General features: G+C 67.6%; 26 protein-coding genes. 8 read left to right on the top strand and 18 right to left on the bottom strand.

Features of this window, described 5'->3' with window-relative positions:
- Window positions 1-6: 6 nt before the first annotated feature.
- The 5 genes from cobA to U9970_RS12840 form a co-directional block, all read right to left on the bottom strand.
- Window positions 7-795, bottom strand: a complete 789-nt coding sequence (gene cobA, locus U9970_RS12860; RefSeq protein ID WP_322764516.1) for a uroporphyrinogen-III C-methyltransferase — start codon at window positions 793-795, stop codon at window positions 7-9.
- Window positions 792-2,075, bottom strand: coding sequence for a CbiX/SirB N-terminal domain-containing protein (locus U9970_RS12855; protein WP_322764515.1), 1,284 nt, complete (start codon window positions 2,073-2,075; stop codon window positions 792-794). The genes cobA and U9970_RS12855 overlap by 4 nt, the downstream gene beginning before the upstream one ends.
- A 115-nt stretch (window positions 2,076-2,190) precedes the next feature.
- A complete protein-coding gene (locus tag U9970_RS12850) occupies window positions 2,191-3,747 on the bottom strand; it encodes a ferredoxin--nitrite reductase (protein ID WP_197152539.1) in 1,557 nt (518 codons plus the stop codon).
- A 280-nt stretch (window positions 3,748-4,027) separates the two neighbouring features.
- Window positions 4,028-4,234, bottom strand: a complete 207-nt coding sequence (locus U9970_RS12845) for a hypothetical protein (RefSeq protein ID WP_197152540.1) — start codon at window positions 4,232-4,234, stop codon at window positions 4,028-4,030.
- A 50-nt stretch (window positions 4,235-4,284) separates the two neighbouring features.
- Window positions 4,285-4,434 (bottom strand): hypothetical protein, encoded by a 150-nt coding sequence (locus U9970_RS12840; protein WP_197152541.1) that lies wholly within the window; start codon window positions 4,432-4,434, stop codon window positions 4,285-4,287.
- A 247-nt stretch (window positions 4,435-4,681) separates the two neighbouring features.
- Here U9970_RS12840 and U9970_RS12835 point away from each other — a divergent pair, with 247 nt between their 5' ends.
- Together U9970_RS12835 and U9970_RS12830 are read left to right on the top strand one after the other, a co-directional pair.
- Window positions 4,682-5,800 (top strand): anthranilate phosphoribosyltransferase family protein, encoded by a 1,119-nt coding sequence (locus tag U9970_RS12835; RefSeq protein ID WP_197152542.1) that lies wholly within the window; start codon window positions 4,682-4,684, stop codon window positions 5,798-5,800.
- The gene (locus U9970_RS12830) at window positions 5,790-6,278 is read left to right on the top strand and encodes a nitrate reductase associated protein (protein ID WP_197152543.1); all 489 of its coding nucleotides are present in this window, start codon (window positions 5,790-5,792) and stop codon (window positions 6,276-6,278) included. The genes U9970_RS12835 and U9970_RS12830 overlap by 11 nt, the downstream gene beginning before the upstream one ends.
- Here the strand turns inward: U9970_RS12830 and U9970_RS12825 are convergent.
- Together U9970_RS12825 and U9970_RS12820 are read right to left on the bottom strand one after the other, a co-directional pair.
- Entirely contained in the window at window positions 6,221-8,428 is a 2,208-nt protein-coding gene (locus U9970_RS12825) for a molybdopterin oxidoreductase family protein (protein ID WP_322764514.1), read from the bottom strand. The two genes, U9970_RS12830 and U9970_RS12825, sit on opposite strands and share 58 nt — an antisense overlap.
- Before the next feature lie 79 nt (window positions 8,429-8,507).
- Window positions 8,508-10,073 carry a NarK family nitrate/nitrite MFS transporter gene (locus U9970_RS12820; protein ID WP_322764513.1) on the bottom strand — a complete coding sequence of 522 codons (1,566 nt, stop codon included), beginning with the start codon at window positions 10,071-10,073 and terminating at the stop codon, window positions 8,508-8,510.
- Window positions 10,074-10,222: 149 nt separating this feature from the next.
- Here U9970_RS12820 and U9970_RS12815 point away from each other — a divergent pair, with 149 nt between their 5' ends.
- The gene (locus U9970_RS12815; RefSeq protein ID WP_322764512.1) at window positions 10,223-10,858 is read left to right on the top strand and encodes a molybdenum cofactor guanylyltransferase; all 636 of its coding nucleotides are present in this window, start codon (window positions 10,223-10,225) and stop codon (window positions 10,856-10,858) included.
- 6 nt (window positions 10,859-10,864) lie between these two features.
- Here U9970_RS12815 and U9970_RS12810 read toward each other — a convergent pair whose 3' ends face one another.
- From U9970_RS12810 to U9970_RS12790, 5 genes are read right to left on the bottom strand one after another with little or no spacing between them, the layout of a single operon-like run.
- Window positions 10,865-11,248: a HEPN domain-containing protein gene (locus U9970_RS12810; RefSeq protein ID WP_322764511.1), complete on the bottom strand. Its 384-nt coding sequence runs from the start codon at window positions 11,246-11,248 to the stop codon at window positions 10,865-10,867.
- Window positions 11,235-11,654, bottom strand: coding sequence for a nucleotidyltransferase family protein (locus U9970_RS12805; RefSeq protein WP_322764510.1), 420 nt, complete (start codon window positions 11,652-11,654; stop codon window positions 11,235-11,237). The genes U9970_RS12810 and U9970_RS12805 overlap by 14 nt, the downstream gene beginning before the upstream one ends.
- Before the next feature lie 21 nt (window positions 11,655-11,675).
- Window positions 11,676-12,323: a TSUP family transporter gene (locus U9970_RS12800; RefSeq protein WP_322764509.1), complete on the bottom strand. Its 648-nt coding sequence runs from the start codon at window positions 12,321-12,323 to the stop codon at window positions 11,676-11,678.
- Entirely contained in the window at window positions 12,320-12,772 is a 453-nt protein-coding gene (locus U9970_RS12795) for an HPP family protein (protein WP_322764508.1), read from the bottom strand. The genes U9970_RS12800 and U9970_RS12795 overlap by 4 nt, the downstream gene beginning before the upstream one ends.
- 30 nt (window positions 12,773-12,802) lie before the next feature.
- The gene (locus tag U9970_RS12790) at window positions 12,803-12,964 is read right to left on the bottom strand and encodes a hypothetical protein (RefSeq protein ID WP_322764507.1); all 162 of its coding nucleotides are present in this window, start codon (window positions 12,962-12,964) and stop codon (window positions 12,803-12,805) included.
- A 163-nt stretch (window positions 12,965-13,127) separates the two neighbouring features.
- Here U9970_RS12790 and U9970_RS12785 point away from each other — a divergent pair, with 163 nt between their 5' ends.
- Complete coding sequence (locus U9970_RS12785; RefSeq protein ID WP_322764506.1) at window positions 13,128-14,189, top strand: GTP 3',8-cyclase MoaA; 1,062 nt, start codon at window positions 13,128-13,130, stop codon at window positions 14,187-14,189.
- Window positions 14,190-14,205: 16 nt separating this feature from the next.
- Here U9970_RS12785 and U9970_RS12780 read toward each other — a convergent pair whose 3' ends face one another.
- Together U9970_RS12780 and moaB are read right to left on the bottom strand one after the other, a co-directional pair.
- A complete protein-coding gene (locus U9970_RS12780; protein ID WP_322764505.1) occupies window positions 14,206-14,421 on the bottom strand; it encodes a hypothetical protein in 216 nt (71 codons plus the stop codon).
- Window positions 14,422-14,518: 97 nt separating this feature from the next.
- Window positions 14,519-15,019, bottom strand: a complete 501-nt coding sequence (gene moaB, locus U9970_RS12775; RefSeq protein ID WP_322764504.1) for a molybdenum cofactor biosynthesis protein B — start codon at window positions 15,017-15,019, stop codon at window positions 14,519-14,521.
- Between the two features lie 78 nt (window positions 15,020-15,097).
- Between moaB and U9970_RS12770 the strand changes: the two genes are divergently transcribed.
- From U9970_RS12770 to U9970_RS12760, 3 genes are all read left to right on the top strand, one after another.
- Window positions 15,098-15,364 carry a MoaD/ThiS family protein gene (locus U9970_RS12770; RefSeq protein WP_322764503.1) on the top strand — a complete coding sequence of 89 codons (267 nt, stop codon included), beginning with the start codon at window positions 15,098-15,100 and terminating at the stop codon, window positions 15,362-15,364.
- Window positions 15,327-15,818, top strand: coding sequence for a molybdenum cofactor biosynthesis protein MoaE (locus U9970_RS12765; RefSeq protein WP_322764502.1), 492 nt, complete (start codon window positions 15,327-15,329; stop codon window positions 15,816-15,818). The genes U9970_RS12770 and U9970_RS12765 overlap by 38 nt, the downstream gene beginning before the upstream one ends.
- Before the next feature lie 96 nt (window positions 15,819-15,914).
- Entirely contained in the window at window positions 15,915-16,196 is a 282-nt protein-coding gene (locus U9970_RS12760) for a hypothetical protein (RefSeq protein WP_254935354.1), read from the top strand.
- Between the two features lie 28 nt (window positions 16,197-16,224).
- Here the strand turns inward: U9970_RS12760 and U9970_RS12755 are convergent, their stop codons facing one another.
- The 4 genes from U9970_RS12755 to U9970_RS12740 form a co-directional block, all read right to left on the bottom strand.
- Window positions 16,225-17,460 (bottom strand): molybdopterin molybdotransferase MoeA, encoded by a 1,236-nt coding sequence (locus tag U9970_RS12755; RefSeq protein ID WP_322764501.1) that lies wholly within the window; start codon window positions 17,458-17,460, stop codon window positions 16,225-16,227.
- A complete protein-coding gene (moaC, locus tag U9970_RS12750) occupies window positions 17,453-17,935 on the bottom strand; it encodes a cyclic pyranopterin monophosphate synthase MoaC (protein ID WP_322764500.1) in 483 nt (160 codons plus the stop codon). The genes U9970_RS12755 and moaC overlap by 8 nt, the downstream gene beginning before the upstream one ends.
- A 93-nt stretch (window positions 17,936-18,028) precedes the next feature.
- Window positions 18,029-20,173 (bottom strand): putative bifunctional diguanylate cyclase/phosphodiesterase, encoded by a 2,145-nt coding sequence (locus tag U9970_RS12745; RefSeq protein WP_322764499.1) that lies wholly within the window; start codon window positions 20,171-20,173, stop codon window positions 18,029-18,031.
- Complete coding sequence (locus tag U9970_RS12740; RefSeq protein ID WP_322764498.1) at window positions 20,170-20,808, bottom strand: DsbA family protein; 639 nt, start codon at window positions 20,806-20,808, stop codon at window positions 20,170-20,172. Before U9970_RS12740 ends, U9970_RS12745 begins: the two co-directional genes overlap by 4 nt.
- Before the next feature lie 51 nt (window positions 20,809-20,859).
- Here U9970_RS12740 and U9970_RS12735 point away from each other — a divergent pair, with 51 nt between their 5' ends.
- The gene (locus U9970_RS12735) at window positions 20,860-22,131 is read left to right on the top strand and encodes an MFS transporter (protein ID WP_322764497.1); all 1,272 of its coding nucleotides are present in this window, start codon (window positions 20,860-20,862) and stop codon (window positions 22,129-22,131) included.
- Window positions 22,132-22,156: the final 25 nt, after the last annotated feature.

Here is a 22,156-nt window from a genome sequence, read left to right as displayed (position 1 = left end):
TTTGACTTAAAAGGGGATCGGCATCTCCACATCAGCGGGCTCGGGGGCACAGACCGGCACCCGCTGGGCCACCACTTCGCCCAGCACCACGATTGAGGGCGATGCGAAATTCTGCTCCTCAGCCCGGTCGGCCAGCTCACCGAGCACGGTCACCAGCTGGCGCTGACCGCGCACCGTGCCCTGCTGGATCACCGCCGCCGGCGTGTCGGCCGCCAGGCCCCCCGCCATCAGCTCCTCAGCGATGCGGCGCAGGTTGTGCAAGCCCATGTAGATCACCAGGCCATCACTGGTCTGGGCCAGGCCGCGCCAGTTCACCCCTGGGCGGCCCTTATCGATTTCCTCGTGGCCCGTCACGAAGGTGACGCTGGAGCCGGCTCGGCGGTGGGTTACAGGAATACCCGCATAGGCCGGAGCCGCGATGCCAGCGGTTACCCCAGGCACCACCTGCACCGGCACGCCCTTGGCGGCTAGGTGGGCGGCCTCCTCGCCGCCGCGGCCAAACAAAAAGGGATCACCACCCTTAAGACGCACGATCAGGCGATGGCGGCTGGCCAGTTCCACCAGCACCGCGTTGGTGCTTGGCTGCGGCACCGAATGGTGACCGCGGCGCTTACCGACAAAGTGAAGCTCGCAACCCTGGGGCACCAGATTCAGCAGGGCCTGGGGCACCAAGGAGTCGTAAACGAGGGCGTCGCACTGGCGCAGCAGCCGGTGGGCCTTGAGGGTGAGCAGCTCCGGATCACCGGGGCCCGCCCCCACCAGATAAACCGTGCCGAGCTGGGCCGGGGCACTCATGGCAGGCCCTCGAGTTCAGCCAGCAACAGCTGGCGTAGCCCAGGCCGCTGCAGCAACGGCGGACCCACCTGCTCGGCCAGCTGGTCGGTGAGCCGGTTGGCGGCCAGGGCTAGGGCCAGAGCTGGAGCGGCAAGGGTCAGCTTCAGCTGCGCGAGATGGTCTGCACTGTATGGAGTGGCGACGCAGTGGGCGCCGGTGCGCCGCTCCAGGCTGGTGAGATACCGCGCTGCCAGGGGGCCCTCCAAGGGGTGATGCAGCAGTAAGGGCCGGGCATCCTGCGTAGCCAATCCGGCCAGCTCTTTAGCGAGGGCGGCCTGCCAGCGGGGCCAGGCCCCCAGGAAGGGCCAGTGCTGCACGCGGGCAAAAGCCGACCAATGGCGCACAATCGCAGGCAAATCGTGGCGCACATGGCCGCCGGGCAGCAGCAGCAGCGGCACCAAGCCGAGGACCTGACCCGGCTGCAGCAGTTCGCTCGCCGCCGGCGGCGCCGCAGCCGAAAGGGCCTGCAGCCGCACGGGCGCACCACGGCGGCACTCCAGCTCGGCGGCCAGGGCCACCAACTCGGCAGGCAGCTGGCCGCCGGCGCGGCCATGCACCACCAGTAGCAGGGGTTGGACGGGGGTGGCCACGAGGCGGCGACCAAGGCGCTCGGCCACCTGGGGATCGAGCTCACAATGCCGCAGGGGCACCAGGGCGCGGCGGGCTCCGGGCAGGCGGGCCAGCAGATCCACCGCCGGGGCGGCCAGCTGGGGATCGAGGTCGCCGGCGGCGAGGGCGCTGAGCACAACCCGCAGCTGGGCCCGGGGCCACACCGACAGGCCCCGGGCCACCCCCTCCAGCGCTGAGCGCCGCAGGTGCCTGGCAATCGGCGCCTGCAACCAGGCCTGCAGCACCGGCCAGGCCTGACGCTGGCGCTGGTGACCCAGCAAGGGAAGCAGGGCCGCCGCCACAGCGGGGGGCAACTCCGCAGCAAGGGCAGCCGGGCCAGCGGCCAGCTGCTCCAGCAACCAGGCAGCACTGGCCCCATCCAGGTGGCGCAGCACCTGGGCGGGTAAGGCGGGATCGGGCTTGGCCTGCTGGCGCCACCAGCGCAGCATTCGCAACTGGGCCGGAGGATCCAGGCGCTCCGCCAGGACGGCCAAAAGATCCTGGTCTGCCCCCAGAACTCCAGCCTCCAGCGCCGCCAGCCAGTCTTCGGCAACCAGCTCAGGCTGGTGGCGCAACCTTTGCAGCCAGGACCAGCGATCCGCGCAGCCCATCGGTGGCAGATCCGCCGGCATTAGTTGGGGCTCAACAGGGGCCAGGGCAATCAGCTCGCGAGGTGTGCTGGGTAGGTAACCACTGGATTCCAGCCCGCTGGTGTTCTTACCACCACCACCCTGATCAGCTGGCTGCCTATTCGCGGCGGCGAGCTCCGAAGCGGTCCACCAGCAGCTGCTCCATCACGTCCGGTAGGTCGCTGAGAGGCACACCCTTGTCATGCAGCTCAGCCAGCCTCGGGTCGGCGTCCATGGAGCCGCCGAGGAAGATCTTCACGGCTTCCACCATCTCGCCGTCCTTGCGGGTCTTGGCTCCCATCAGGCCGATCTGACCCATGTAGGGCTGGCCGCAGGCGTTGGGACAACCGGTCCAGTGGGTGCGCACCCCATGGGGCAGCTCCACCCGCCGCTCCAGCTCCTCCACCAGCTCCTGGGCCGTGCTCTTGGTGGGGATCAGGGCAAAACTGCAGTAGGCGTTGCCGGTGCAGCTCACAGCCTCGGCCTGCAGGTGGCCGGGATCGGGGCGGAAGCGCTGCAGCAGCGGCTCGGCCAACAGCGCCTCCTGGCTGGCTTCCGGCACGTTGACGATCAGGGCGTTCTGGGCCTCGGTGAGCCGCAGTTCACCGCTGCCGTACTGCCGGGCCAGACCGGCCAGGGCCAGCATCCCTTCGGCATCGAGACGGCCCATCGGCACGTGCAGGCCCATCCAGCCGAGCCCCTCCTGGGCCTGGGCATTCCAGCCGAGGCCATCCCGGGGGGCCCGTGTCACCAGGTGCGTGCCGTCGTGGGGCTGGAGCGAGGCCATCGCCTCGCCGCCGGCCAACGCCCCATAGGCCGCCTTGATCGTGTCCCTGTAGGTCTCAAGCCCCAGATCATCGATCAGATACATCAGCCGGCTCTTGTTGCGCAGCTTGCGATTGCCGTTCTGCTCGAAGTGCAACAGCACCGTGAGGGCAAAATCAGGCAGCTGATCAGCCCGCAGCCACAGGCCGAGCGGGATGGCGAGTTCGTTGCGCTGGGCTGAGAAGAAGCCGCCCACCATCACGGTGAAGCCGAGCTCGCCGGCGTGATGGGCGGGCAGGAAGGCGAGGTCGTTGTGGAGCAGGAAGCTGTCGGGAGCACCGCCGACGGCCACGTTGAACTTGCGCGGCAGGTTGCGGGGGCCATCCGGCTGGAACAGCCGCGCCTGAATCGCCTGCACGAGGGGACGCGTGTCGACGATCTCCTCGGGATCGATGCCGGCCAGGGGGTTGCCGGTGATGTTGCGCGGGTTGTCGTGTCCCGACTGGCGACTGGTTAGGCCCACCCGCTCCATGGCCTCCAACAGCGGCGCCATGTCCTCGAACAGCAGGCCCCGCAGCTGCAGGTTCTGGCGGGTGGTGATGTCGGCGCTGCCGTGCTCGCCGCAACGATCCACCGCCTCGGCGAGCAGCACCAGTTGCTCAGCGCTGACCACGCCGTTCGGGAGTCGCAGCCGCAGCATGAAACGGCCGGGGGCGACGGGCCGAAAGAAGATGCCCATCCACTTCAGCCGGATGGTGAGGGTGGCCTCGTCGAGGCTGTCCCAGCCCGCGGCGGCCAGCTCAGCCAGCTGGGGTTGCAGATCGAGGCCGCAGAGATCGGCCTTGGCCTGCTCCACCTTGGTGAGGCCGGAGCTGGGGGCAGGCGCAGCGGGGGTGCTGGAAGAGCTCATGGAAAAGGTACACGGCGCGCTAGTACACGCCCAGACAACGCGGCCGTGAACGTGACCCCATGGCACCACCAAGCTCAGCCCCGGGATCGGGAGGGGATGGAGCCGGTGAACGCCAATGAGGGATGCGTTGTCCGGAATGGGAGGGCAGCGCCATGGCGCTGCGGCTCCCCTTCGAGATGAGCTGGGATCTGCAATCACAGACCTTCACTGATCTTGCAGGCGCGGGGCAGGACCGGGTGTCGTGGTCGTTACGGATCTGTTATCCCTGACCTGGCTGGCTTCAGCGCTCCCCCAGGGCACTCCAGAGGGTGGCGGGATGGGCCACCACCGAGGCGGCTCGCCCGGCGGAAGCGGCAGGCGCCGCGTCGCGTAGCAGACCGGCCAGCAGTTGAACTCCCAGGGACCCCACCACAAACATGCCGACGAAGGCGAGGGCGACGCCGAGGGGGGAGCTGGCGCTACGGGTGGTCTGCAGCGGAGTGGCCATGGCGGAGCTGCCGAAGAACAAACTCCAGTATCGAAGCTGGATGAGGGGATTCAGAAGCGGGCGCCGGCTGGGGGGGCAGGGCTCCAGGCCCCCACCAGAGCTGATCCAGGCGCCTCAACGACGCTGTTGGGCCGCAGCTCAAGGCTCACCAGACCATGCAGGCATCCGAGCAGAAGCCCGCAGCAGGCAGCAAATCGCATCGGCGCACCCAGGTCTCAGGATCGACTGTCTCCAGCCAGGGGGCCATCGGGATGCAGCGGTTGGTACCGAACCGAAGCCGCCTGGTTCCGGCGCCAATCTTCAGGATGTCTTCCGTGTCGGTTGATACTTCTTTTCCGTTCTGGCCTTTGTTCGGTGGGGCGCACGCTGGACGATCACTGGTGACAGCATGGAGTTCTCGACCATGCAGTTCGTGCGGCCCACGCTGCCCCCTCCCCTCAGCCCTAGATGGCGCTCCCTACCGGCACCCTGCCCAACGCCTCGCCTGAGACCGGACTGAACGGCCATGCCCCTGCTGCCGAGCTTCTGTCTGGCCGGGAGCGTTTCAAGCACTATCTGCAGAAGGTGGGCAGTGGCGAGCACACCAGCCGGGGGCTGAGCCGGGAGGAGGCCGGCCATGCGATGGAACTGATGCTGAACGAAGAGGCCACGCCGGCCCAGATCGGCGCCTTTCTGATCGCCCATCGGATCCGTCGGCCCGAGCCCCAGGAATTGGCCGGAATGCTGGATGTCTACCGGCGCCTGGGGCCGAGCCTGCACAGCGCCGAGCCTGCCCTCTGCTTCAGCATGCCCTTTGACGGCCGCACCCGCACGGCCCCCATTTACCCGCTCACCGCCCTGGCCCTGAGTGCGGCCGGGCTGCCCGTGGTACTGCAGGGGGGGGGGCGCATGCCGGTGAAATATGGCGTGCCGGCCATCGAGCTGTTCGCCGCCCTGGGGCTGGAGCTGCAGGGGCTGGACCTGACCACGGTGCAGGCAGGGCTGACGCAGCACCGCCTGGCCCTGGTGCACCAACCGGACCACTTCCCGCTGGCGGAGAGCCTCACGCCGATCCGCGACGACCTGGGCAAGCGCCCCCCCGTGGCCAGCCTCGAATTGCTCTGGACCGCCCATCAGGGCCCCCACCTGCTGGTGAGCGGCTTCGTGCATCCCCCCACCGAAAGCCGGGCCTGGAAGGCCCTGGAACTGGCCGGCGAGGCGATGGCCATCACGGTGAAAGGCCTCGAGGGCAGCACCGACCTGCCGATCAGCCGCGCCTGCATCACGGCCCGGGCCCAGGGAGGTGATGGGGAGCGCCTGATCCTTCACCCGCGCGACCACGGCTGTTACGACCACGATGCCCTCTGGCAGAATCTAGAGACCTGGCGCGAGCAGGCCCTGGCCGCTCTGGGTGGCCAGGGGCCCCTGGCCACCGCCCTGATCTGGAATGCCGGGGCCTATCTCTGGTATGGCGGTGTCTGCCAGGATCTGGCTGCAGGCGTGGCCCGCGCCACAGATCTGGTCCAGAGCGGAGCGCTGCTGGATCAGCTGCGTGCCCTGATCCAGTGGAGACACGATGCTTCCTGAAGGCTCCCATCCTTGCTCCCACTGCTTCGGCTTCGAGCGCGACTTCGTCGGGAACTGGCGCTGCATTCCCCTCTGCCTACGCCGCAAGCTCGATCTCTGCGGTGTGAAACTGCGGCTCAACCACTGGCTGGCCCTCACGGAAAGCCAGCGGGATCAGCTCGTGCTCTGGCGTGACGGCCCCGACGACCTGGCGGCCCTGGCGGCCGAGCTGCGCCAGAGCACGGCGGCCATGGCGGACGGCGGGGTCACCTCCCTGCCCATCCCCCGCGAAGCCCCCTGGCAACACCCTGGAGAGCCCCCCGCTGAGGTGAGCAGCTCAGCCGCAGAGCTGGGCTATGGGCTGGGGCCTGACCAGTGGAATGGTCTCTCGGAGCTGGAGCGGTTTGCTCTCTGCAAGCTGGCCCGCCCCGGCCACGACCATCACAACCTGCCAGCGGCGCTGGTGGAGCTGTTTGCCCCGACCGGGGCCACCTCCTGAACCCTGGCGACGGCCACGGCGGCGGCCTTGAGTTCGGGCTGCCTGGAGATCGGGCAGGCCTGCTCGTGCAGCAGGGCGTTGGCCTCACAGGCCTGCTCCTGCATGAAGCCCCAGTGCATCGGCAGAAACACGGTGCCCGGTCGGATGCGCTCGGTCACCGTCGCCCGGGCCGTGATCGTGCCACGCAGGGAGCGGATCTCGGCCATGGAGCCATCCTCCAGGCCGAGGGGGCCGGCATCCTCGGGGTGAATCTCGAGCAAGGGCTCAGGATGCAGGGCGTTGAGGCGAGGCACCTTGGCGGTGCGCGTCATGGTGTGCCACTGGCCCAAGTAACGGCCCACCGTGAGCACCAGTGGATACCCGTCGCTGGGAGGCTCCGCCAGGCCCATGGGCTGCTCGGCGATGAAGCGGGCCCGACCACTGGCGGTAGGGAAGTGGTGGTCGGTGTACAGGCGCCGGGGCTCTTGGCTGGGAGCTGAGCCGCAGGGGAAGGGCCACTGCTGGGGACCCTCGCTGGCCAGCAGGGCATGGCTGAGACCGGAGTGATCGCAGAGCCGACCGGCGGTGAGGGCGGTCAGCTCGGCGTAGACCTCCGCCGCGGAGCCGTAGCTGAAGGACTCAACGAAGCCCAGCCTGCGGCCCACCTCCGCGAACACCTGCCAGTCGGGGCGGGCCTCGCCGGGGGGCGGCCGAAAGGCCGGACACAGGGTGACCCGCCGCTCTGAATTCACCATCACCCCGGGCTTTTCACTCCACTGGGCCGCAGGCAGCAGCAGGTGGGCGTACTGGGCGGTCTCGGTGTCGGCATAGGCATCACTGAGCACCACCAACGGGCAGCGGCTCACGGCGGCCTTGACCCGCTCCAGGTTCGGCATGCTCACCAGGGGATTGGTGGCGGCCACCCACCAGAGATCAAGGGCACCGGATTCCATCGCCTCCACCTGCCGCCAGGCGTCGAGGCCAGGCGCGGGATCGATCGCGCCGGCCTCGAACCGCCAGGCCGCCTCCACCACGGCCCGGTGGGAGGGATCCACCACCGTGCGATAGCCCGGCAGCAGGTGGGCCAGCCCACCGGCTTCGCGGCCGCCCATGGCATTGGGCTGGCCGGTGAGGGAGAAGGGCCCCGCTCCCACCTTGCCGATCTGGCCGGTGAGCAGGTGCAGGTTGATCAGGCCCGCCACCTTGGCGGTGCCCTCCACGCTCTGGTTGAGGCCCATCGACCAGAGGCTGAGCACGCTGGGGGCCTGGCCCCAGAGCTGGGCCAGCTGCCGCAGGGCCGCCTCAGGGATGCCGCACAGCCGGCTGACCCGCTCGGGGGTCCAGGCCTGCTGGAGTTCGGCATAGGCGGCGAAACCTTCGGTGGACTCCTCGATGAACTCCACGTCGATCGTGAGCGCCTGCACCATCAGATAGGCCAGGCCGTGCATCAGCACCAGGTCGGTGCCGGGGCGAATCGCCAGGTGCAGGTCGGCCGCGTCGCTGGTGGCCGTCTGCCTGGGATCCACCACTACGATCGTGACGCTGCCGGGCTGGCGCCGTTTGCGCTTCAGCAGCCGCTGAAACAGCACCGGATGGCACTCCGCCGTGTTGGTGCCGATCAGGAAGGCCACGGCGCAGTGGTCGAGATCCTCGTAGCAGCAGGGGGGGCCATCGGAGCCGAGGCTGCGGGCATAGCCCGCCACTGCCGAACTCATGCACAGGCGCGAGTTGGCATCGAAGTTGTTGGTGCCGATCGCCCCCTTGAGCAACTTCTGGGCGACGTAGTAGTCCTCGATGTGAAACTGGCCGGAGCCATACATGGCGATCGCACCGGGGCCCTTGCTGGCCAGGGAGCTGCGGATCCTGGCCACGATGCGATCGATGGCCTGATCCCAGCTGATCGGCTGGAAGGGCTCATCCAGGCTGGCGCGAGCCAGCGGCTGGCTGAGCCGTCCGTGGCGCAGGGTGTCGCACACCGTGGCCCCCTTGATGCACACCTGCCCAAGGCTGGAGGGATGGCGCCGATCCCCCCGGGTGCCCCAGAGGGGAAGGCCGTCGGCGTCGCGCCGGGTGGGCTGATTTTTGGCAGCAGGGGGAAGCAACTCCAGGCCACAGCCCACGCCGCAGTAGGGGCACTGGGAGCGCACCGAGCCTGGTGGGGAAGCAGCCATGGAGCTCAGAGAACAGGCGGACAAAAAAGGGGCCGACCCAGGGCCTGCCCCTCATCAGCGATGCGGTTGAGGACCCGGATCAGACCAGCGGCGGGGAAGCCACAGCCGTTTCTCCTTCGTGGAGCTCATCGAAGGATCCCTTGGGCTCCTTCAGCATGAAGTAGCAGAGGAAACCAACGATCAGACCAGCCACACCCAGAACCTGGAAGAAGGCACTGTTGGAGGCAGCCACCACGGCGGGGGTGGGTTCGGCATCGGCGGCACCGGACAACCACAGCGGCAGCAGGCTGTAGATGGTGAGGTAGGCCACGGCACCCACGTTGCCGTAGGCGCCCACCATGCCGGCAATCTGGCCTGTGACCCGACGCTTCACCAACGGCACCATGGCGAAGGTGGATCCTTCCCCTGCCTGCACAAAGAAGGAACACAGAATGGTGATCACCAGGGCCAGCAGGATGCCGGCGGAGCCAACGAACGTTCCGGGCTTGATCATGCCCATCAGCAGATAGCCGAAACCAAGACCAACCGTGAGGAAGCCCATCGTCGACTTGCGCGACCCGAGCTTGTCCGAGAGCAGGCCGCCGCCGGGACGTGCCACCAGGTTCACAAACGCGAAAGCCGAGGCCAGGATTCCCGCTGTGGCCTTAGGCAGGTCAAAGGTGGTTTCGAAGAAGGTGGGGAGCATGGACACCACGGCCAGCTCCGAGCCGAAGTTCACGATGTAGGTGAGCTCGAGAATGGCCACCTGCTTGAACTCATAGCGATCCTCCTTGGGATACACCTTGGTTCCGGCGATCAACTCCTTGTTGGTGCGGATGATGCCCCAGGTCTGGAACCCGAAGAACAGCAGCACCAGCACGATGGCGATGGCAAAGCCGGTGTCATCGAGAAACTTCACCTTCTGAAGGCGCCAGGCCAGCACGGCCAGGATCACGCCGAAGGGCACGTTCATGCCGATCAGGCCCCAAAAGTCCCGCATGGAGGTCACCTCCAGGCCAGCCGTCCTGGCGGGGCGCTGGTAGGTGCGGCCAGGCGGGGTGTCTTCAACGTTGAGGTAGTAGAAGACGCCGTAGATGGCGGCGATGATGCCGGAGAGGGCAATGGCGCCGCGCCAGTTGAGCACCACGCCATCGACCGCGAAACCACCTCCGAAGGAGAGCCAGCCGGCCAGGGTGACCATGGTGAGGGCCGAGAAAGCGGAACCGAAGTTGCCCCAGCCGCCGTAGATGCCTTCAGCCAGGCCGATCTCCTTGGGCGGGAACCATTCAGCCACCATGCGAATGCCGAGTACAAAGCCGGCGCCCACGATCGAAAGCAGCAGGCGGGCCACCACCAGCTGGTTGAAATCCTGAGCGAAGGCGAACAACAGGCAGGGGAAAGCAGAAAAAACCAGCAGCGCCGAGTAGGTGAGGCGGGGCCCGTACTTGTCGAGCAGCATTCCAATCAGGATGCGGGCCGGTACGGTGAGGGCCACGTTGCAGATTGCAACGGTGCGAATCTGGGGCACCGTGAGGCCCAGATCAGCCTTGACGGTGGTCGCCAGCGGCGCCAGGTTAAACCAGACAACAAAAGTAAGAAAGAACGCAAACCAGGTGAGATGCAGCGTCTTGTATCTCCCCTGGAAAGACCAGAGTTCACCGAGCATGTCGAGGTGGAATTATGATCGAAGCTTCAGAACGCTGAGCCAGACCTGATGGGCGGCGCTTTATGCAAGCCGCGATGCAACTACACCAGAGCGTCTGATTCATTTCTGTGGTTGACGCTACCGAGATCAGCCGATGCTGTTCCACGCCATTGGATTCCACGCCATTGGAACTGATCCGGCCCCAGGCCCCCCTGCGCTGCTGCCTGCTCAGCGGTGGCGAGAGCCGGCGCATGGGCCGCGACAAGGCGCTGCTGAGCCACCCCGAGGGCGGCAGCTGGCTGGAGCGCACGCTGCGACTGCTGGCCCAGCTGGACGCCCCGATCACCCTGCTGAGCCGCCATGGGCCGCACCTGGAGCGCTCCGAGGCGCTGCAGGCCGAGCTCAAAGCCCGCTACGTGGCCCTGGAGCTGATTGCCGAACCGCCGCCCTGGGAGGGGCCGCTGCTGGCCCTGCACCGGCTGATGCAGCAACACCCAAACGAGCAGCTACTGCTCTGCCCAGTGGACATGCCGGATCTCAGCCTGGCCGCCCTGCAAGCCCTGTTGGTGGACGCAGCAACAGGGAGCCCGACCAGGCTCCGGCTTGCCCACGACGGCGAGCGGCTGCAACCGCTGCTGGGCCTCTATCCGAGCAGTGCCCCTATCCGGGCCCACCTGGCCGCGGCGGTGGAGCGGGGCGAACGGCGCCTGCAGAGCTGGCTGGTGGAGCTGCCCTGCCAGGCGGTGCCGCTGGATCCCCGTGCCATCCGCAACGTGAACCGGCCCGGGCCAAGTCAGTTGGCCTAAGCCAATTCAGGCGTCCGATTCGCCCAGCGCCGCCACTATCCGCTCGCACCGCTCCAGCTCCGCCTCGACCAGTGCCAGCAGCTCCTGCCGCGGCGCAGGCAACGGAAATGGGCCCTGCTCATAGCGGGCCTCCACCGCAAACACCTGCAGCTCAAGCAGCAGGGGATCAAGCTGCTGACCAGCCAGGGCGAACAGATCTTCGAGGTCATGGACCCGGGGTGGCCGCCGGTCGGCCAGCACAATCCAGGCTTTGAGCAGTTTCTCCACCGCCTGCTGGGCGGTGAAGCCCCAGTCTTCGTCGGGATAGGCAGGGTCAAGGGTTAGCCCCAGGCTGCGCAGATGGCGGCGCACAATCGCCAGGAGCAGCAAGGCGTCTTCAGCCGGCGACATACAGCACCCGGCCCTCACGGGCCACATCGCCAAACACGTGCCAACGGGAGCCGCTCAGGCGCTCGGCATCAGCGCTGCCAGCCACCACCAGGTCGACAGGCACTCCCTGCCGGCCCAGCGCTCGGTTGAAGCGCTTCCAGCAGGCCATCTTCTCGGCCGGCGTGAGCTGGGGCTGGCCCACGATCACCGCCAGATCCAGATCTGAGTCGGGGCGCGCCTCACCCCTGGCCCGGGAACCAAAGGCGATCACCGCCTGCACATCGGGTTCGGCGCACAGACGCGCCAAGGCTTCCCCAGACCTCTGGGGATCCAACCCCGGACCCAGCTCAGGAGCAAGCTCCAGCGCCAGCGACTGGCGCCAGGGGATGGTGGGCGGCGTGAAACGCTCGGCAGCGGAGGCGACCATGCTTAAACGCTACCGCCAACATCAGCCTGCGAAACCCAGGAGCTTCAAGGCGGCCAGCAGGAGCACCAAGGCCAGACAGCGACGGATCCAAGCCACCGGCCAGTGGCGGCTACCAAGCCGCGAACCCACCGCACCGGCAAGCAGCACCATCAGCAACATCCAGCCCAGCTGGGCCGGCAGGGCCGGCAGCAGGGCCCCAGATGGCTGGCGGGCCAGCAGCAGGCCGGCCAGGCCGCTGAGCGAGTTGCCGAAGATGAACAGCGACGACACCGCTGCCGCCTGGCGGGTGGAGGCCCAGCTGCAAGCCAACAGCAGGGGCGTGAGAAACACGCCACCGCCGGTACCGGTGAGGCCGGCCAGCAGCACCAGTGCGACCAACCGCTGAAACCAGAGCGTGGGCAGATCGAGCCAGCCCCCCAGAAAGGCCATCGGCAGACCCGCCAGCAACACCGGCCAGAAAAGCCGCCAGCGCAGGTGGCCGGCTCGCTGGAACTGCCAGCTGCCCTGGGCCGCCACCGGGATGTTCAGGATCAGGGCAAGCGGCTTGATCTGCTCCGCCGGCAGACCGGCCAGGGCCAGCACGGCTATGTAGCCGGATGCGCCCGCATTGCCCACGGCGGCATAGAGAAAGGCCACCAGGCCCAGGAGCGGCAGCAGCCAGAGGGTCACAGCCAGTGGTGCGGATAGGGCAGCGCCCCCTTCACCCAGCGGCTGAAGGCCGCAGCGATCAGCACAAGCAGCAGCGAGCCGCTCAGCACAGGGGTGATTACAAACAGCGGTGTGGCCCCCAGCGCCACGCCGAGAAAGGCGAGGCCACCGGCGGGAGGATGCAGGCAGCGCAGCTGCTGGCCTAGCAACACCGTAAGCCCCACCGCCAGGGCGATCACCAGCGGCCCCTGGCCCAGCCAGGCCACCGCCGCCACGCTCACCAGCGCCCCCACCAGATTGCCAAGCAAGATATTGCGCGGCTGGGCCAGGGGGCTGGCGGGGTAGCCAAACAACAGCACCGACGACGCGCCGAGAGGCGCCGCCAACAACACCATGCCGCTCCAGGCACTGAGCAGGCTCAGCAGAGTTAGCGCCAGCAGCGCTCCCAGCCAGCTCTGCAGCTTCACCACACCCTCAAGCCATATTCAGGCCACTGACTTTCATTCTCGACGGCGGCCGGCGCCGCCATGGTGACAACGGCTACGCAGGGGAGCAGTGGCCTCAGCTGCCACCTCACCCTGCAGGGTCACCCGCTGGTGGGCCCGCAAACCACAGGCAGCCAGAACCTCCGGGTTGACCAGGATCGTCTGGCGGTGCGGCATGCCCCGATAGCTGTCGCCCTATTACAAATATATTTTCAACCCTACGTCTATGGCATTGCCACTGTTTCTGAATAAAAGCCCCCAGCCAGCGCCGCCAACAGCACTAAGTCCTTGTGAATTTGTATCACATTGATGCAGGTGCAGTAGCTATAGCGTTGCAGCCATGGTCAGCGCCATCAATCCCCGCCCATACGACCGCCTGGGCCGCCCCCTCGGGGTGCTGCGGCTGTCGCTCACGGCCCTTTGCAACCTGGCCTGCCCCTACTGCCTGCCGGATGGCAAGGAGCCACCGGGCCTGCTGACGCTGGAGCAGCGACTGGGGGTGATCGGGGCGGCGGTGGCCCTAGGAGCCCGCAGCCTGCGCCTTACCGGTGGAGAGCCGCTGCTGCACAGGGGCTTGGAGGAGCTGATCGCCGCTGTGCAACCCCTGCGCGCCACACATCCGGAGCGTCCCGGCCTGGACGAGATCGCTCTCACCAGCAATGGCCTACTGCTAACCGCTGAGCGAGCCCAGCAGCTACGAGCCGCTGGCCTCGACCGAATCACCCTCAGCCTCGATGGCACCACGGCTGGATCGGTTGCCCGCATGGCTGGCCTGACCGATGCCGCCGCCGGCGAGCGGGCCTTGGCGACGGTGCTGGCTGCGATCGAGCACGCCCGCGCCGCCGGCTTTGATCCCCCCCGGGGCGCCCTCAAGCTCAACGCTGTGATCCAGCGCGGCGCCAACGACAATCAGGTGCTGCCCCTGGCGGCTCTGGCCCGGGAGCGGGGGCTGGAGCTGCGGCTGATTGAGTTCATGGACGTGGGAAGCCGTAACGGCTGGCAGTCCGAGGCGGTGCTGAGCGCCGCCGAGATGCTGGAGCAAATCGGCAGCAGCTGGCCGCTTGAGCCGCTGGGTCGCAGCGCCCACGGCACCGCAAGCCGCTGGCGCTACCGGGATGGGGGCGGCAGCCTGGCGGTGGTGGCATCGGTGAGTGCACCTTTCTGCGGAGACTGCAACCGTCTGCGGGTTACCGCAGACGGCGTCGCCTACACCTGCCTTTTTGCCTCCCCAGGCAGTGGCCTGGATCTCAAACCATGGCTGCAGAAGGAGTCAGGCGCCGCAGAACTCGAGCTAGCCATGGCCGACCTCTGGAATCAACGAAGCGACCGCTATAGCGAGGAGCGAAATACTGCAAAGCCTGCCAACAGCGCACGCGCCGAGATGGCCTACCTAGGGGGCTAAATGGAACCGGACAGCATCAGCCTCGCCAAGTGGGCATACCGCCTGCCATGAAGGTGCCCCGATGACGCCATAGCGCCTCCGGAGTCACAGTGATGTGGTTGGAGGCTGCCAACCTGGCGGCCTCTTGGGTAGAGCGGGTGGCCAGCAAAGCGGCAGTGAATGCAGGATCGCGCCGCGCCAGCTCTTTGAGATCGTGCAGAGCAACGGTGGATTGGGTTTGGCAGGTAGTCATCTCACTTTCCTCAACTATCTGTACCCAGGCTAAGAAGCCTTATTCAGTTCAGAGGTGAGTAAAAACACCCGTCTTGTCTGACACTCAAAGGCAAAGCTCAAACCTCCCTCAACCGCGGCAGCAGCTGCACCAGATTGCAAGGGCGGGTGTCTGCATTGAGCTGAGCAGAAATGAGCCGGTCCCAAGCTGTTTGCACCGCATCGAGGGAGCCCGGCAGCACAAAAATCACGGTGCCATTAGCCACCCCCGCCAGAGCTCGGCTCTGCAAGCTGCTGGTGCCGATCGTTTCAAAGGAGAGCACCCGAAACAACTCTCCGAAGCCATCGATCGTCTTGTCGAGCAGGGGCGCCACCGCCTCCGGCGTGCCGTCGCGGCCGGTGAGCCCGGTGCCGCCAGAGCTGATCACAATCTGCACAGCAGGATCAGCAATCCAGCCACTGATGGCGGCACGGATCTGGTAGCGGTCGTCTGGCACCAGCAGGCGCCCCACCAGCCGGTGGCCGGCAGCCTCAAGGCGCTGCTGCAGAGCATCACCGCTGCTGTCATCTTCCAGGGCGCGCGTGTCCGACACCGTGAGCAGGGCGATGGCGAGGCTCACGGGCAGGGCTCAGGCGTTTGGAGCATTCTGAGTGGCGGAGCTAGGCGGTCGATAGTGATTACCCTGCCCTTGCAACCCATGGCCGTCTCCGCTGATCCGGCATCGCAAGTGCGGGTGCGCCTTTTCGCCGGCTTGCGAGAAGCGATGGGCTGGAGCGAGCAACTGGTCGAGCTAGCCCCAGCAGCTGGCACCACACCTGAACAGCTTTGGCGGCAGCTGGGTCTGCAGCCCGCCCATCCCCCGGCCGGCGTGAGGGTGGCAATCAACCAGCAGTTCGCCGCCTGGGACTCAAGCCTGGCCGCTGGCGATGAACTGGCCTTCCTGCCGCCGATCAGTGGTGGCTAACGCGATGGTGGCAATCCAGCTGGAAGCGGAGCCGTTTGAGCCGCTGCATGCCCTGGCCGAGTGGCATCAATTGCTGGCTGCAGAGCTGGGAATGCTGCCTGCGGCCGAGAGTCATTTCGTGGGCCGAGTGCGCCCCAGCGACGCCAACGACGCACCCCTCACAGCTCTGGAGCTGGAGCACTACCCGGGCATGAGCGAGGCCTGCATCGCCTCCCTGGCAGCTGCCGCCGCCGGCCGGCACGGGGCGACTGCAGTGCTGGTGAGACACCGGATCGGCTTGGTGTTGCCGGGAGAGGCAATCGTGCTGGTGGCGGTAACTGCCGATCGCCGCGGCCCGGCCCAGCGCTGCTGCCAGGAGCTGCTGGAGGCCCTCAAGCACGAAGCCCCCTTCTGGAAACGGGAGTGGCACGCCGATGGCAGCAGCGCCTGGATCACGGGCAATACGCCTCTATAAAGCTCGGGCCCAAGAAGAAGAAGTCCGCGACTCAGCAGACCCCAACTGTCTGTGCCACATTCATGGCAAGAAAAACTTGGAGAGCTGGCCGTGCACATGGTGGCGAATTTTTGGCCCGGAGCCACGCTGGAGCAATTCCAGGTGGAACTAGCTCAGCTGGAGGGCAAGGAGCAACCTCAAGCCCAGCTGCTGCGCACGGTGGCGGAGGTGGAAGGGGGACTGATGATCGTGTCCCTTTGGGAAGGGCAGGCGCAATACGACAGCTGGGCTGAAGCCACCCTCCTGCCCCAGATCGATCTTCCAGGGGGCATGGACGGTCGCCCGGAACAACGCAAGGGGCTGGTGGTGGATCACTACTCCGTGCTGCCGGCCAGCTGAGCAGTTGGGGCCGCGGCCGGCGCGCGGCTCAGAAGATCGGCAACCGCAGCAGCTGGGCCCATAGCTGCGTTCCCGCCTCAAGATTGCCCAGCTCCGCCGGGATCTCCAGCAGCAGATCGGCCCCCTGCAGCGAGCCGATGCGGGAGGAGGCCTGGGAGCCCTCCACCCTGGCCAGCAAAGCCCCATCGGCCGCCACCACCAGCCGGGCGCGGGCCAGCTCCGGTCGCCCAGCGCCACGCCGCAGCTCCTGCTCCAGCCGCACCAGCAGACGGGGGAGCACCTGGATAGCGCCACCCTCAAGCCGCTGCAGCGCCGGCCAGAGCAACTGCAGGGCCGTGATCGCCGCCGCCACCGGATTGCCCGGCAACCCGAAAAAGGGCACCCCAGCCACCTGGCCCCAGGCAAAGGGCCGGCCCGGCTTAAGGAACAGCTTCCAAAAGCTCACCTCCCCCAGCTCCGCCACCAATTGGCGGATCCAATCGCTGTCGCCGGCGGAGACGCCGCCGGTGCTCACCACCACATCGCAGCCGGCCGCCAGCTCCCGTAGGGCCTGGCGCAGGGGCTCGGGCTGATCGGCCACCACCCGCTGCTGCGTTACCCCATAACCCAGCTGCTCCAGCAAAGCGGCCAGCAAGACCGAATTGCTCTCCCAGATCTGGCCCGGGGCCCGCTGCCTCCCTGGCGGCAACAACTCATCACCACTGATCAACAAACCCAGCCGCGGCCGCTGGGTCAGCGTCAACTGGCACACCCCGCAACTGGCCAGTCGTCCCAGCTCCGCCACCCCCAGCCGCTGGCCCGCCGCCACCAGCTCCTGCCCCGCAGCCGCCTCCTCTTCGGGCCCGCGGATCCAAACGGGAACACCACAAGGCTTGAGCAGCTCCAGCTGATCCCCCTCCACCCCCACCAGCTCCTGGGGCAGCACCCGGCCACTGCCCTGGGGCACCACGGCGCCGGTGAGGATCCGCACCGCCTCCCCCGCTGCCAAAGCCGCGCCATAGGGGGCCCCGGCGGCCGAAGTGCCCCGCAGACGCCAGCGGGCACCCACCAGCGGCTGCTCGGATCCGGCGATGGCGTAGCCATCCATGATCGAAGCCCGGAAACCAGGCACGGCTGCCGCCGCCAGCACGGGTTCAGCGGTGATACGGCCCAGACAAGCCGCCAAGGGCAGCTGTTCCACCAGCCCCAGGGGCTGCAGCGCCTCCAGGATCCGCTCGCGGGCCAGCTCCAGCGGCAGGCCCTCCGGGCCGAAGGGTTCAGCCATGCCGTTGCCACTCCCCACCGCGGCCGCCACTCTTAGCCAGCAGCCGCACCGGACCGATAGTCATGGCCGGATCGGCGCTCTTGAGCATGTCGTAGAGGGTGAGCAAGCCCACCTGCACGGCCGTGAGCGCCTCCATCTCCACCCCGGTGGGACCGGTGGTGCGGGCGGTGGCGAGCAGCCGCAGGCCAGTGCCATCGGCGGCGGGCTCGAGCTGCACACTCACGCCGCTGAGGGAGATCGGGTGGCAGAGCGGAATCAGTTCCCAGGTGCGCTTGGCGGCCTGAATCGCCGCCACCCGCGCCACCGCCAGCACATCCCCCTTGGGGGCTCGGCCCTCCAGCACCAGGGCCAGGGTGGCCGCCTCCATGCTGATGAACCCCTCAGCGGTGGCCTGGCGGGCGGTGGCGGGCCGATCGCCCACCTCCACCATGTGCACCTCGCCGGCGGCATTGAGGTGGCTCAACTGGGATGCCATAGCTCGTATACCCTGCGCACTCCCAGCATGCACCTGTGCGCCTTGCGGAGCCAGGCTCAGCCAGCCCTCAGCAGCGCCTCAAAGGCCTCCACCTCAAGAGGAAGGCTGGAACCAATACCCCTGGTAGGCATCACAGCCCAAATCCTCGAGCACCGCCAGCTGGCCGGCGGTCTCCAAGCCCTCCGCCAGGGTCTCCAGGCCAAGGCCCCGACCCATGGCGAGGGCCGTCCGCACAATCGTGCGGGCGGAGTCACTGGTTTCCAGGTGCTGGATGAAGCTGCGGTCGATCTTCAACTTGTGCAGAGGCAGGCGATTAAGCACCGACAGGGAGGAATAACCGGTGCCGAAGTCATCGAGGGCCAGCCTCACGCCCAGGGCCGCCAGGTCCTGCACCTGGGCGGTCACGCCCGCCGCCGGCAGGATGCAAGTTTCGGTGATCTCCAACTCCAGCAGTCCCGCGGGCAGGCGATGGCGAGCTAGCAGGGCGGTCACCTGATCGACCAGGGGCGGCAGGGTGAGCTCAAACTGGCGCGGCGAGAGATTCACCGCCAGCCAGGGGATCTGGAGGCCCGCATCCAGCCAGGCCCGCAGCTGCCGGCAGGCTTCCTCCAGCACCCACTGACCCAGGGGATGGATCAGGTTGGTGCGCTCAGCCAGGGCCACAAACCGCGCCGGGGGCACGGCTCCATGGATCGGGTCGTCCCAGCGCAACAAGGCCTCCGCGCCCAGGAAACAACCACTGCCGTCGTACTGGGGCTGGTACACCAACCGCAACGCCCCGTCGCCCAGGGCCCGATGCAGGCGCGCCTCCAGCGCCATCTCCCGACGCAGGCGGGTGGTGTACCTGGGCTCGTAGGCCAGAGCGGTGCCCGGGGCCACCTCACGGGCGCGGCTGAGGGCCGTAGCCGCCCCCTGCAAGAGCGCTTCAACCTGCTCGCCATGGAGCGGCGCCAGGCTGTAGCCGGCACTAAATCCCAGGGCCATGGGAGCCAGCTCATCCCCAACCGGCAGCTGGCTGAGGGCACCCCGCAGCTCCCCCAGCACCGCTTCGGCCTGGCGGGCTAGGGCCACCGGATCATCGGCAGGGCCTGGAAGCTCCCGCACCAGCACAAACTCATCCCCACCGAGTCGTGCCAGCAGATCGGAGGGCTTAGCCCAGGCCCGCAGGCCGTTGGCCACGGCCTGCAGCAAGGCGTCGCCCACCTCCCGCCCGAAGCTGTGGTTGACCCGGCGGAAGCCATCGAGGTCGAGCCAGAGCACCAACCAGGGATGCCCCCCGGCCTGGGCCAAGCGGCGCTCCAACTCGCGACGGCAACCTTCCAGATTGACCAAACCCGTCAGCGGGTCGTGAAAGGCGAGGGCGGTCAGCTCGTCGAGGGCGCGGGTCAGGTCGGTGACATCTCGAAGCAAAAGTCCCACGGCCGGGGCGGAGCCGGGCTCCGCTTCCCCCGGGGAGGGAGGCTGCAGGGTCATCTCCACCTGATGGGCCCTGCCGTCGGCTGCCAGCAGCGGCAGGGTGATCCGACGCTCCTGGCCGGCCAGCACCGCTCCCCAGATCTGCTCGAAGGCCCCCCGCCCCTGGGGTGTGAGGAACTCCAACAGCCGCCGACCCTGCAGCTCCCCTTGCGCCACCGCCAGGATGCGATGCAGAGAGGGATTGGCGAACAGCAGCCTGGTGCCCGAATCAATCTGGCCGAGACCATCCGCCAGCTGGGATACCAACGCCCTATAGCGAGCCTCACTGCTACCAAGCGAAGCGAGCAGATTGGCCTGAACCTGACGAGCCATCTCACTGCTCTCGAGCTGGCGGCGCACGCCGATGTCGCGCAGCGCCAGGGTCCAGCGGGCTTCGCCCTGCTGGAGCAGCGGGTGGGCTTCGAGCTCCAGGGCCAGCGGCTCCCCCTGCAAGGGCTGCAGGTCCACCTCCATCCGCAGCGGCACGGGGTCGGCTGTGGCCGCCAGCCGCTCCTCCAGCAGACGAACCTGGCCAGGATTGGGAATCCACTGCTGCAGCGACTGGCCGTAGAGCGCGTGCTGGGACACCCCCAGGGCCTCTGCCAGACGGCCATTGGCCTCCAGGATCCGCCCACCGGCCCCGGCAAGAATCAGCAGGTCACCGCTGAATTGCACCATCTGGCGCAGATGGGGCAACACATGCACCGCCGCCTGGAGTTCATGGCGCAGCCGCCGAATCTCCCGCTCCAGGCGCTGCCGATCCTCGGCAGAACAGGCGCTCATCGGCAGGCAGGACCGGCGGGGGGATCGTGCAGGGCTCCCAGCACAAACGCCTCAACGGCCGCCCGGTCCTGCAGCCCCAGGTGGCGCGCACCGGTGGGGGCGAGCATGCAGGGAACGCGGTCTAGCTCCTGTCGCCACCAAGTGGTGAGCCGAGCCAAGGCCTCCGGGTCGAGAAACCGCTCCGGATCTGGCTCAACCTCGGCCTGCTGCTGGCAGTGGTGGAGCTCTTGGGCGTTGGCGATGTTGCGTTGATCGCGCCAGAAGGACCGAAAGATCGCCGTGCGCAGGGGCGCCGCCAGGGCGGGTTCATCGGCTTCCACGGCGGCCTGCAGCAGCAGCGCATGGTGAGAGTTGACCCATACCGGCGGCAGCTGAACCTCCACCTCCGGAGCACGGCGCTGCACGTCGGCCACCTCCTTGAGCAGGGTGGTGTAATCGTCAGGCTGGTTGGTGGTGGAGAACTCAAGCGGCAGGTGAGATTTGTGCTCCACCCCAGCCCAGTACACCCGCTCAGCAACCCCAAGCTGATTCAGCCACTCGTTGAGGGTGAAGCAGTAGGGACAGTTGAAGTCTGAGATCACCACGATCCGGCTGCTCTGCAGTTCCGGCGGCAGTTCGTGCGGCTGGGCTGGCACATCGGAGCAGCTGATGGGTTCAACTGTAGGCAACGCTTTGAGGCTTGCCCCATGCGCTGGAGCCGCCCCTCCACCTTCTTCTGCGCCTTCCTCACCCTGCTGAACGACCGGCTGGGCGAAAGCATCGTGTTTCCGCTGCTGCCCTTTCTGCTAGCGGGGTTCACCAACGACGGCCGGGTGCTGGGTCTGCTAGCAGGCAGCTACGCCATCGCCCAGTTCGCCTTCACGCCCCTAATCGGCGCCCTCAGCGATCGCTACGGCCGCAAACCAGTAATCAGTTTTTGTGTGGCGGGTTCGGTGCTGGGCCTGGCCCTGTTTGCCCTCACCATCAGCCTCCCCTGGGCAACCCTCTGGCCCGCAGCCCAGGCGGCCGGGCTGCCCCTGGCCCTGCTGTTCGGAGCCCGGCTGATCGACGGGGTGAGCGGCGGCACCGCCGCCACCGCCAGCGCCGTGCTGGCCGACATCTCGCCGCCGGAAAAACGAGCTAAGGCCTTCGGCCTGATCGGGGTGGCCTTTGGCCTGGGCTTCATTCTTGGCCCCGCCCTAGGCGGGCTGCTCGGCCAGATCAACGTCACCCTGCCGCTGCTCGTTGCCGTAGCGATCGCCGTGCTCAATCTGGTGCTAGTGCTCACCGTGCTGCCAGAAACCCACCCGCCAGAAGCACGCCGGGCCATGCCGCGCAAACGGGATCTCAACCCTTTGGTCGCCCTGCAACGGGTATTCACCAACCCCCAGGTGCGGCGCTTGTGCGTGGCATTTTTTCTGTTTTTCCTGGCCTTCAACGGCTTCACCGCCGTGCTGGTGCTCTATTTCAAGCAGGCCTTCAACTGGGGGCCCGGCCTAGCGGCCTCAGCTTTCCTGGTGGTGGGCGTGGTGGCCACGGTGGTGCAGGGCGGCCTGATTGGCCCGCTGGTGAAGCGCTTTGGTGAATGGCGCCTCACCCTGGCCGGACTGGGCTTTGTGATCGCCGGCTGCCTGCTGATTCCCCTGGCAACCCGGGCCAACGCCCAACCGGTGGTGTTTAGCGCCGTGGCGATCCTGGCCCTCGGCACCGGCCTAGTCACTCCCTGCCTGCGCAGCCTGGTGTCACGCCGACTCGACAGCGAAGGCCAGGGCGCCGCCCTGGGAAGCCTGCAGGGGCTGCAGAGCCTGGGCAGTTTCCTGGGCCCGCCGCTGGCGGGCTTGGCCTACGAAACCACCGGACGCCAGAGCCCCTTCTGGCTTGGCATCGCCTTGCTGGTGGGGGTGGCCCTGCTGGTGGCCGGTGGTCTTCCGGGCCGAAACGCCGAGATGAAAGCAGGACTACACGGATCGGACAGTTGAGATTGCTACGTTGCCGCTAATGAGG

The organism is Cyanobium usitatum str. Tous, from assembly GCF_963920485.1.
Classification (GTDB): Bacteria; Cyanobacteriota; Cyanobacteriia; order PCC-6307; family Cyanobiaceae; genus Cyanobium_A; species Cyanobium_A usitatum_A.
Note: the sequence above shows the minus strand (reverse complement) of the source record. Positions and strands in the feature narration are given on the sequence as shown.

Bases quoted from the DNA above. Each gene is read 5' to 3' on its own strand.
- U9970_RS12840 (WP_197152541.1), bottom strand. From the start codon at position 4,434: ATGCGATTTGCTGCCTGCTGCGGGCTTCTGCTCGGATGCCTGCATGGT.
- U9970_RS12845 (WP_197152540.1), bottom strand. From the start codon at position 4,234: ATGGCCACTCCGCTGCAGACCACCCGTAGCGCCAGCTCCCCCCTCGGC.
- U9970_RS12810 (WP_322764511.1), bottom strand. From the start codon at position 11,248: ATGTCGCCGGCTGAAGACGCCTTGCTGCTCCTGGCGATTGTGCGCCGC.
- U9970_RS12835 (WP_197152542.1), top strand. From the start codon at position 4,682: ATGGCGCTCCCTACCGGCACCCTGCCCAACGCCTCGCCTGAGACCGGA.
- U9970_RS12805 (WP_322764510.1), bottom strand. From the start codon at position 11,654: ATGGTCGCCTCCGCTGCCGAGCGTTTCACGCCGCCCACCATCCCCTGG.
- U9970_RS12790 (WP_322764507.1), bottom strand. From the start codon at position 12,964: ATGCCGCACCGCCAGACGATCCTGGTCAACCCGGAGGTTCTGGCTGCC.
- U9970_RS12735 (WP_322764497.1), top strand. From the start codon at position 20,860: ATGCGCTGGAGCCGCCCCTCCACCTTCTTCTGCGCCTTCCTCACCCTG.
- U9970_RS12765 (WP_322764502.1), top strand. From the start codon at position 15,327: ATGAACTGGCCTTCCTGCCGCCGATCAGTGGTGGCTAACGCGATGGTG.
- U9970_RS12825 (WP_322764514.1), bottom strand. From the start codon at position 8,428: ATGGCTGCTTCCCCACCAGGCTCGGTGCGCTCCCAGTGCCCCTACTGC.
- U9970_RS12785 (WP_322764506.1), top strand. From the start codon at position 13,128: ATGGTCAGCGCCATCAATCCCCGCCCATACGACCGCCTGGGCCGCCCC.
- moaC (WP_322764500.1), bottom strand. From the start codon at position 17,935: ATGGCATCCCAGTTGAGCCACCTCAATGCCGCCGGCGAGGTGCACATG.
- cobA (WP_322764516.1), bottom strand. From the start codon at position 795: ATGAGTGCCCCGGCCCAGCTCGGCACGGTTTATCTGGTGGGGGCGGGC.
- U9970_RS12855 (WP_322764515.1), bottom strand. From the start codon at position 2,075: ATGCCGGCGGATCTGCCACCGATGGGCTGCGCGGATCGCTGGTCCTGG.
- U9970_RS12760 (WP_254935354.1), top strand. From the start codon at position 15,915: ATGGTGGCGAATTTTTGGCCCGGAGCCACGCTGGAGCAATTCCAGGTG.
- U9970_RS12755 (WP_322764501.1), bottom strand. From the start codon at position 17,460: ATGGCTGAACCCTTCGGCCCGGAGGGCCTGCCGCTGGAGCTGGCCCGC.
- U9970_RS12745 (WP_322764499.1), bottom strand. From the start codon at position 20,173: ATGAGCGCCTGTTCTGCCGAGGATCGGCAGCGCCTGGAGCGGGAGATT.
- U9970_RS12850 (WP_197152539.1), bottom strand. From the start codon at position 3,747: ATGAGCTCTTCCAGCACCCCCGCTGCGCCTGCCCCCAGCTCCGGCCTC.
- U9970_RS12770 (WP_322764503.1), top strand. From the start codon at position 15,098: ATGGCCGTCTCCGCTGATCCGGCATCGCAAGTGCGGGTGCGCCTTTTC.
- U9970_RS12830 (WP_197152543.1), top strand. From the start codon at position 5,790: ATGCTTCCTGAAGGCTCCCATCCTTGCTCCCACTGCTTCGGCTTCGAG.
- U9970_RS12780 (WP_322764505.1), bottom strand. From the start codon at position 14,421: ATGACTACCTGCCAAACCCAATCCACCGTTGCTCTGCACGATCTCAAA.
- U9970_RS12820 (WP_322764513.1), bottom strand. From the start codon at position 10,073: ATGCTCGGTGAACTCTGGTCTTTCCAGGGGAGATACAAGACGCTGCAT.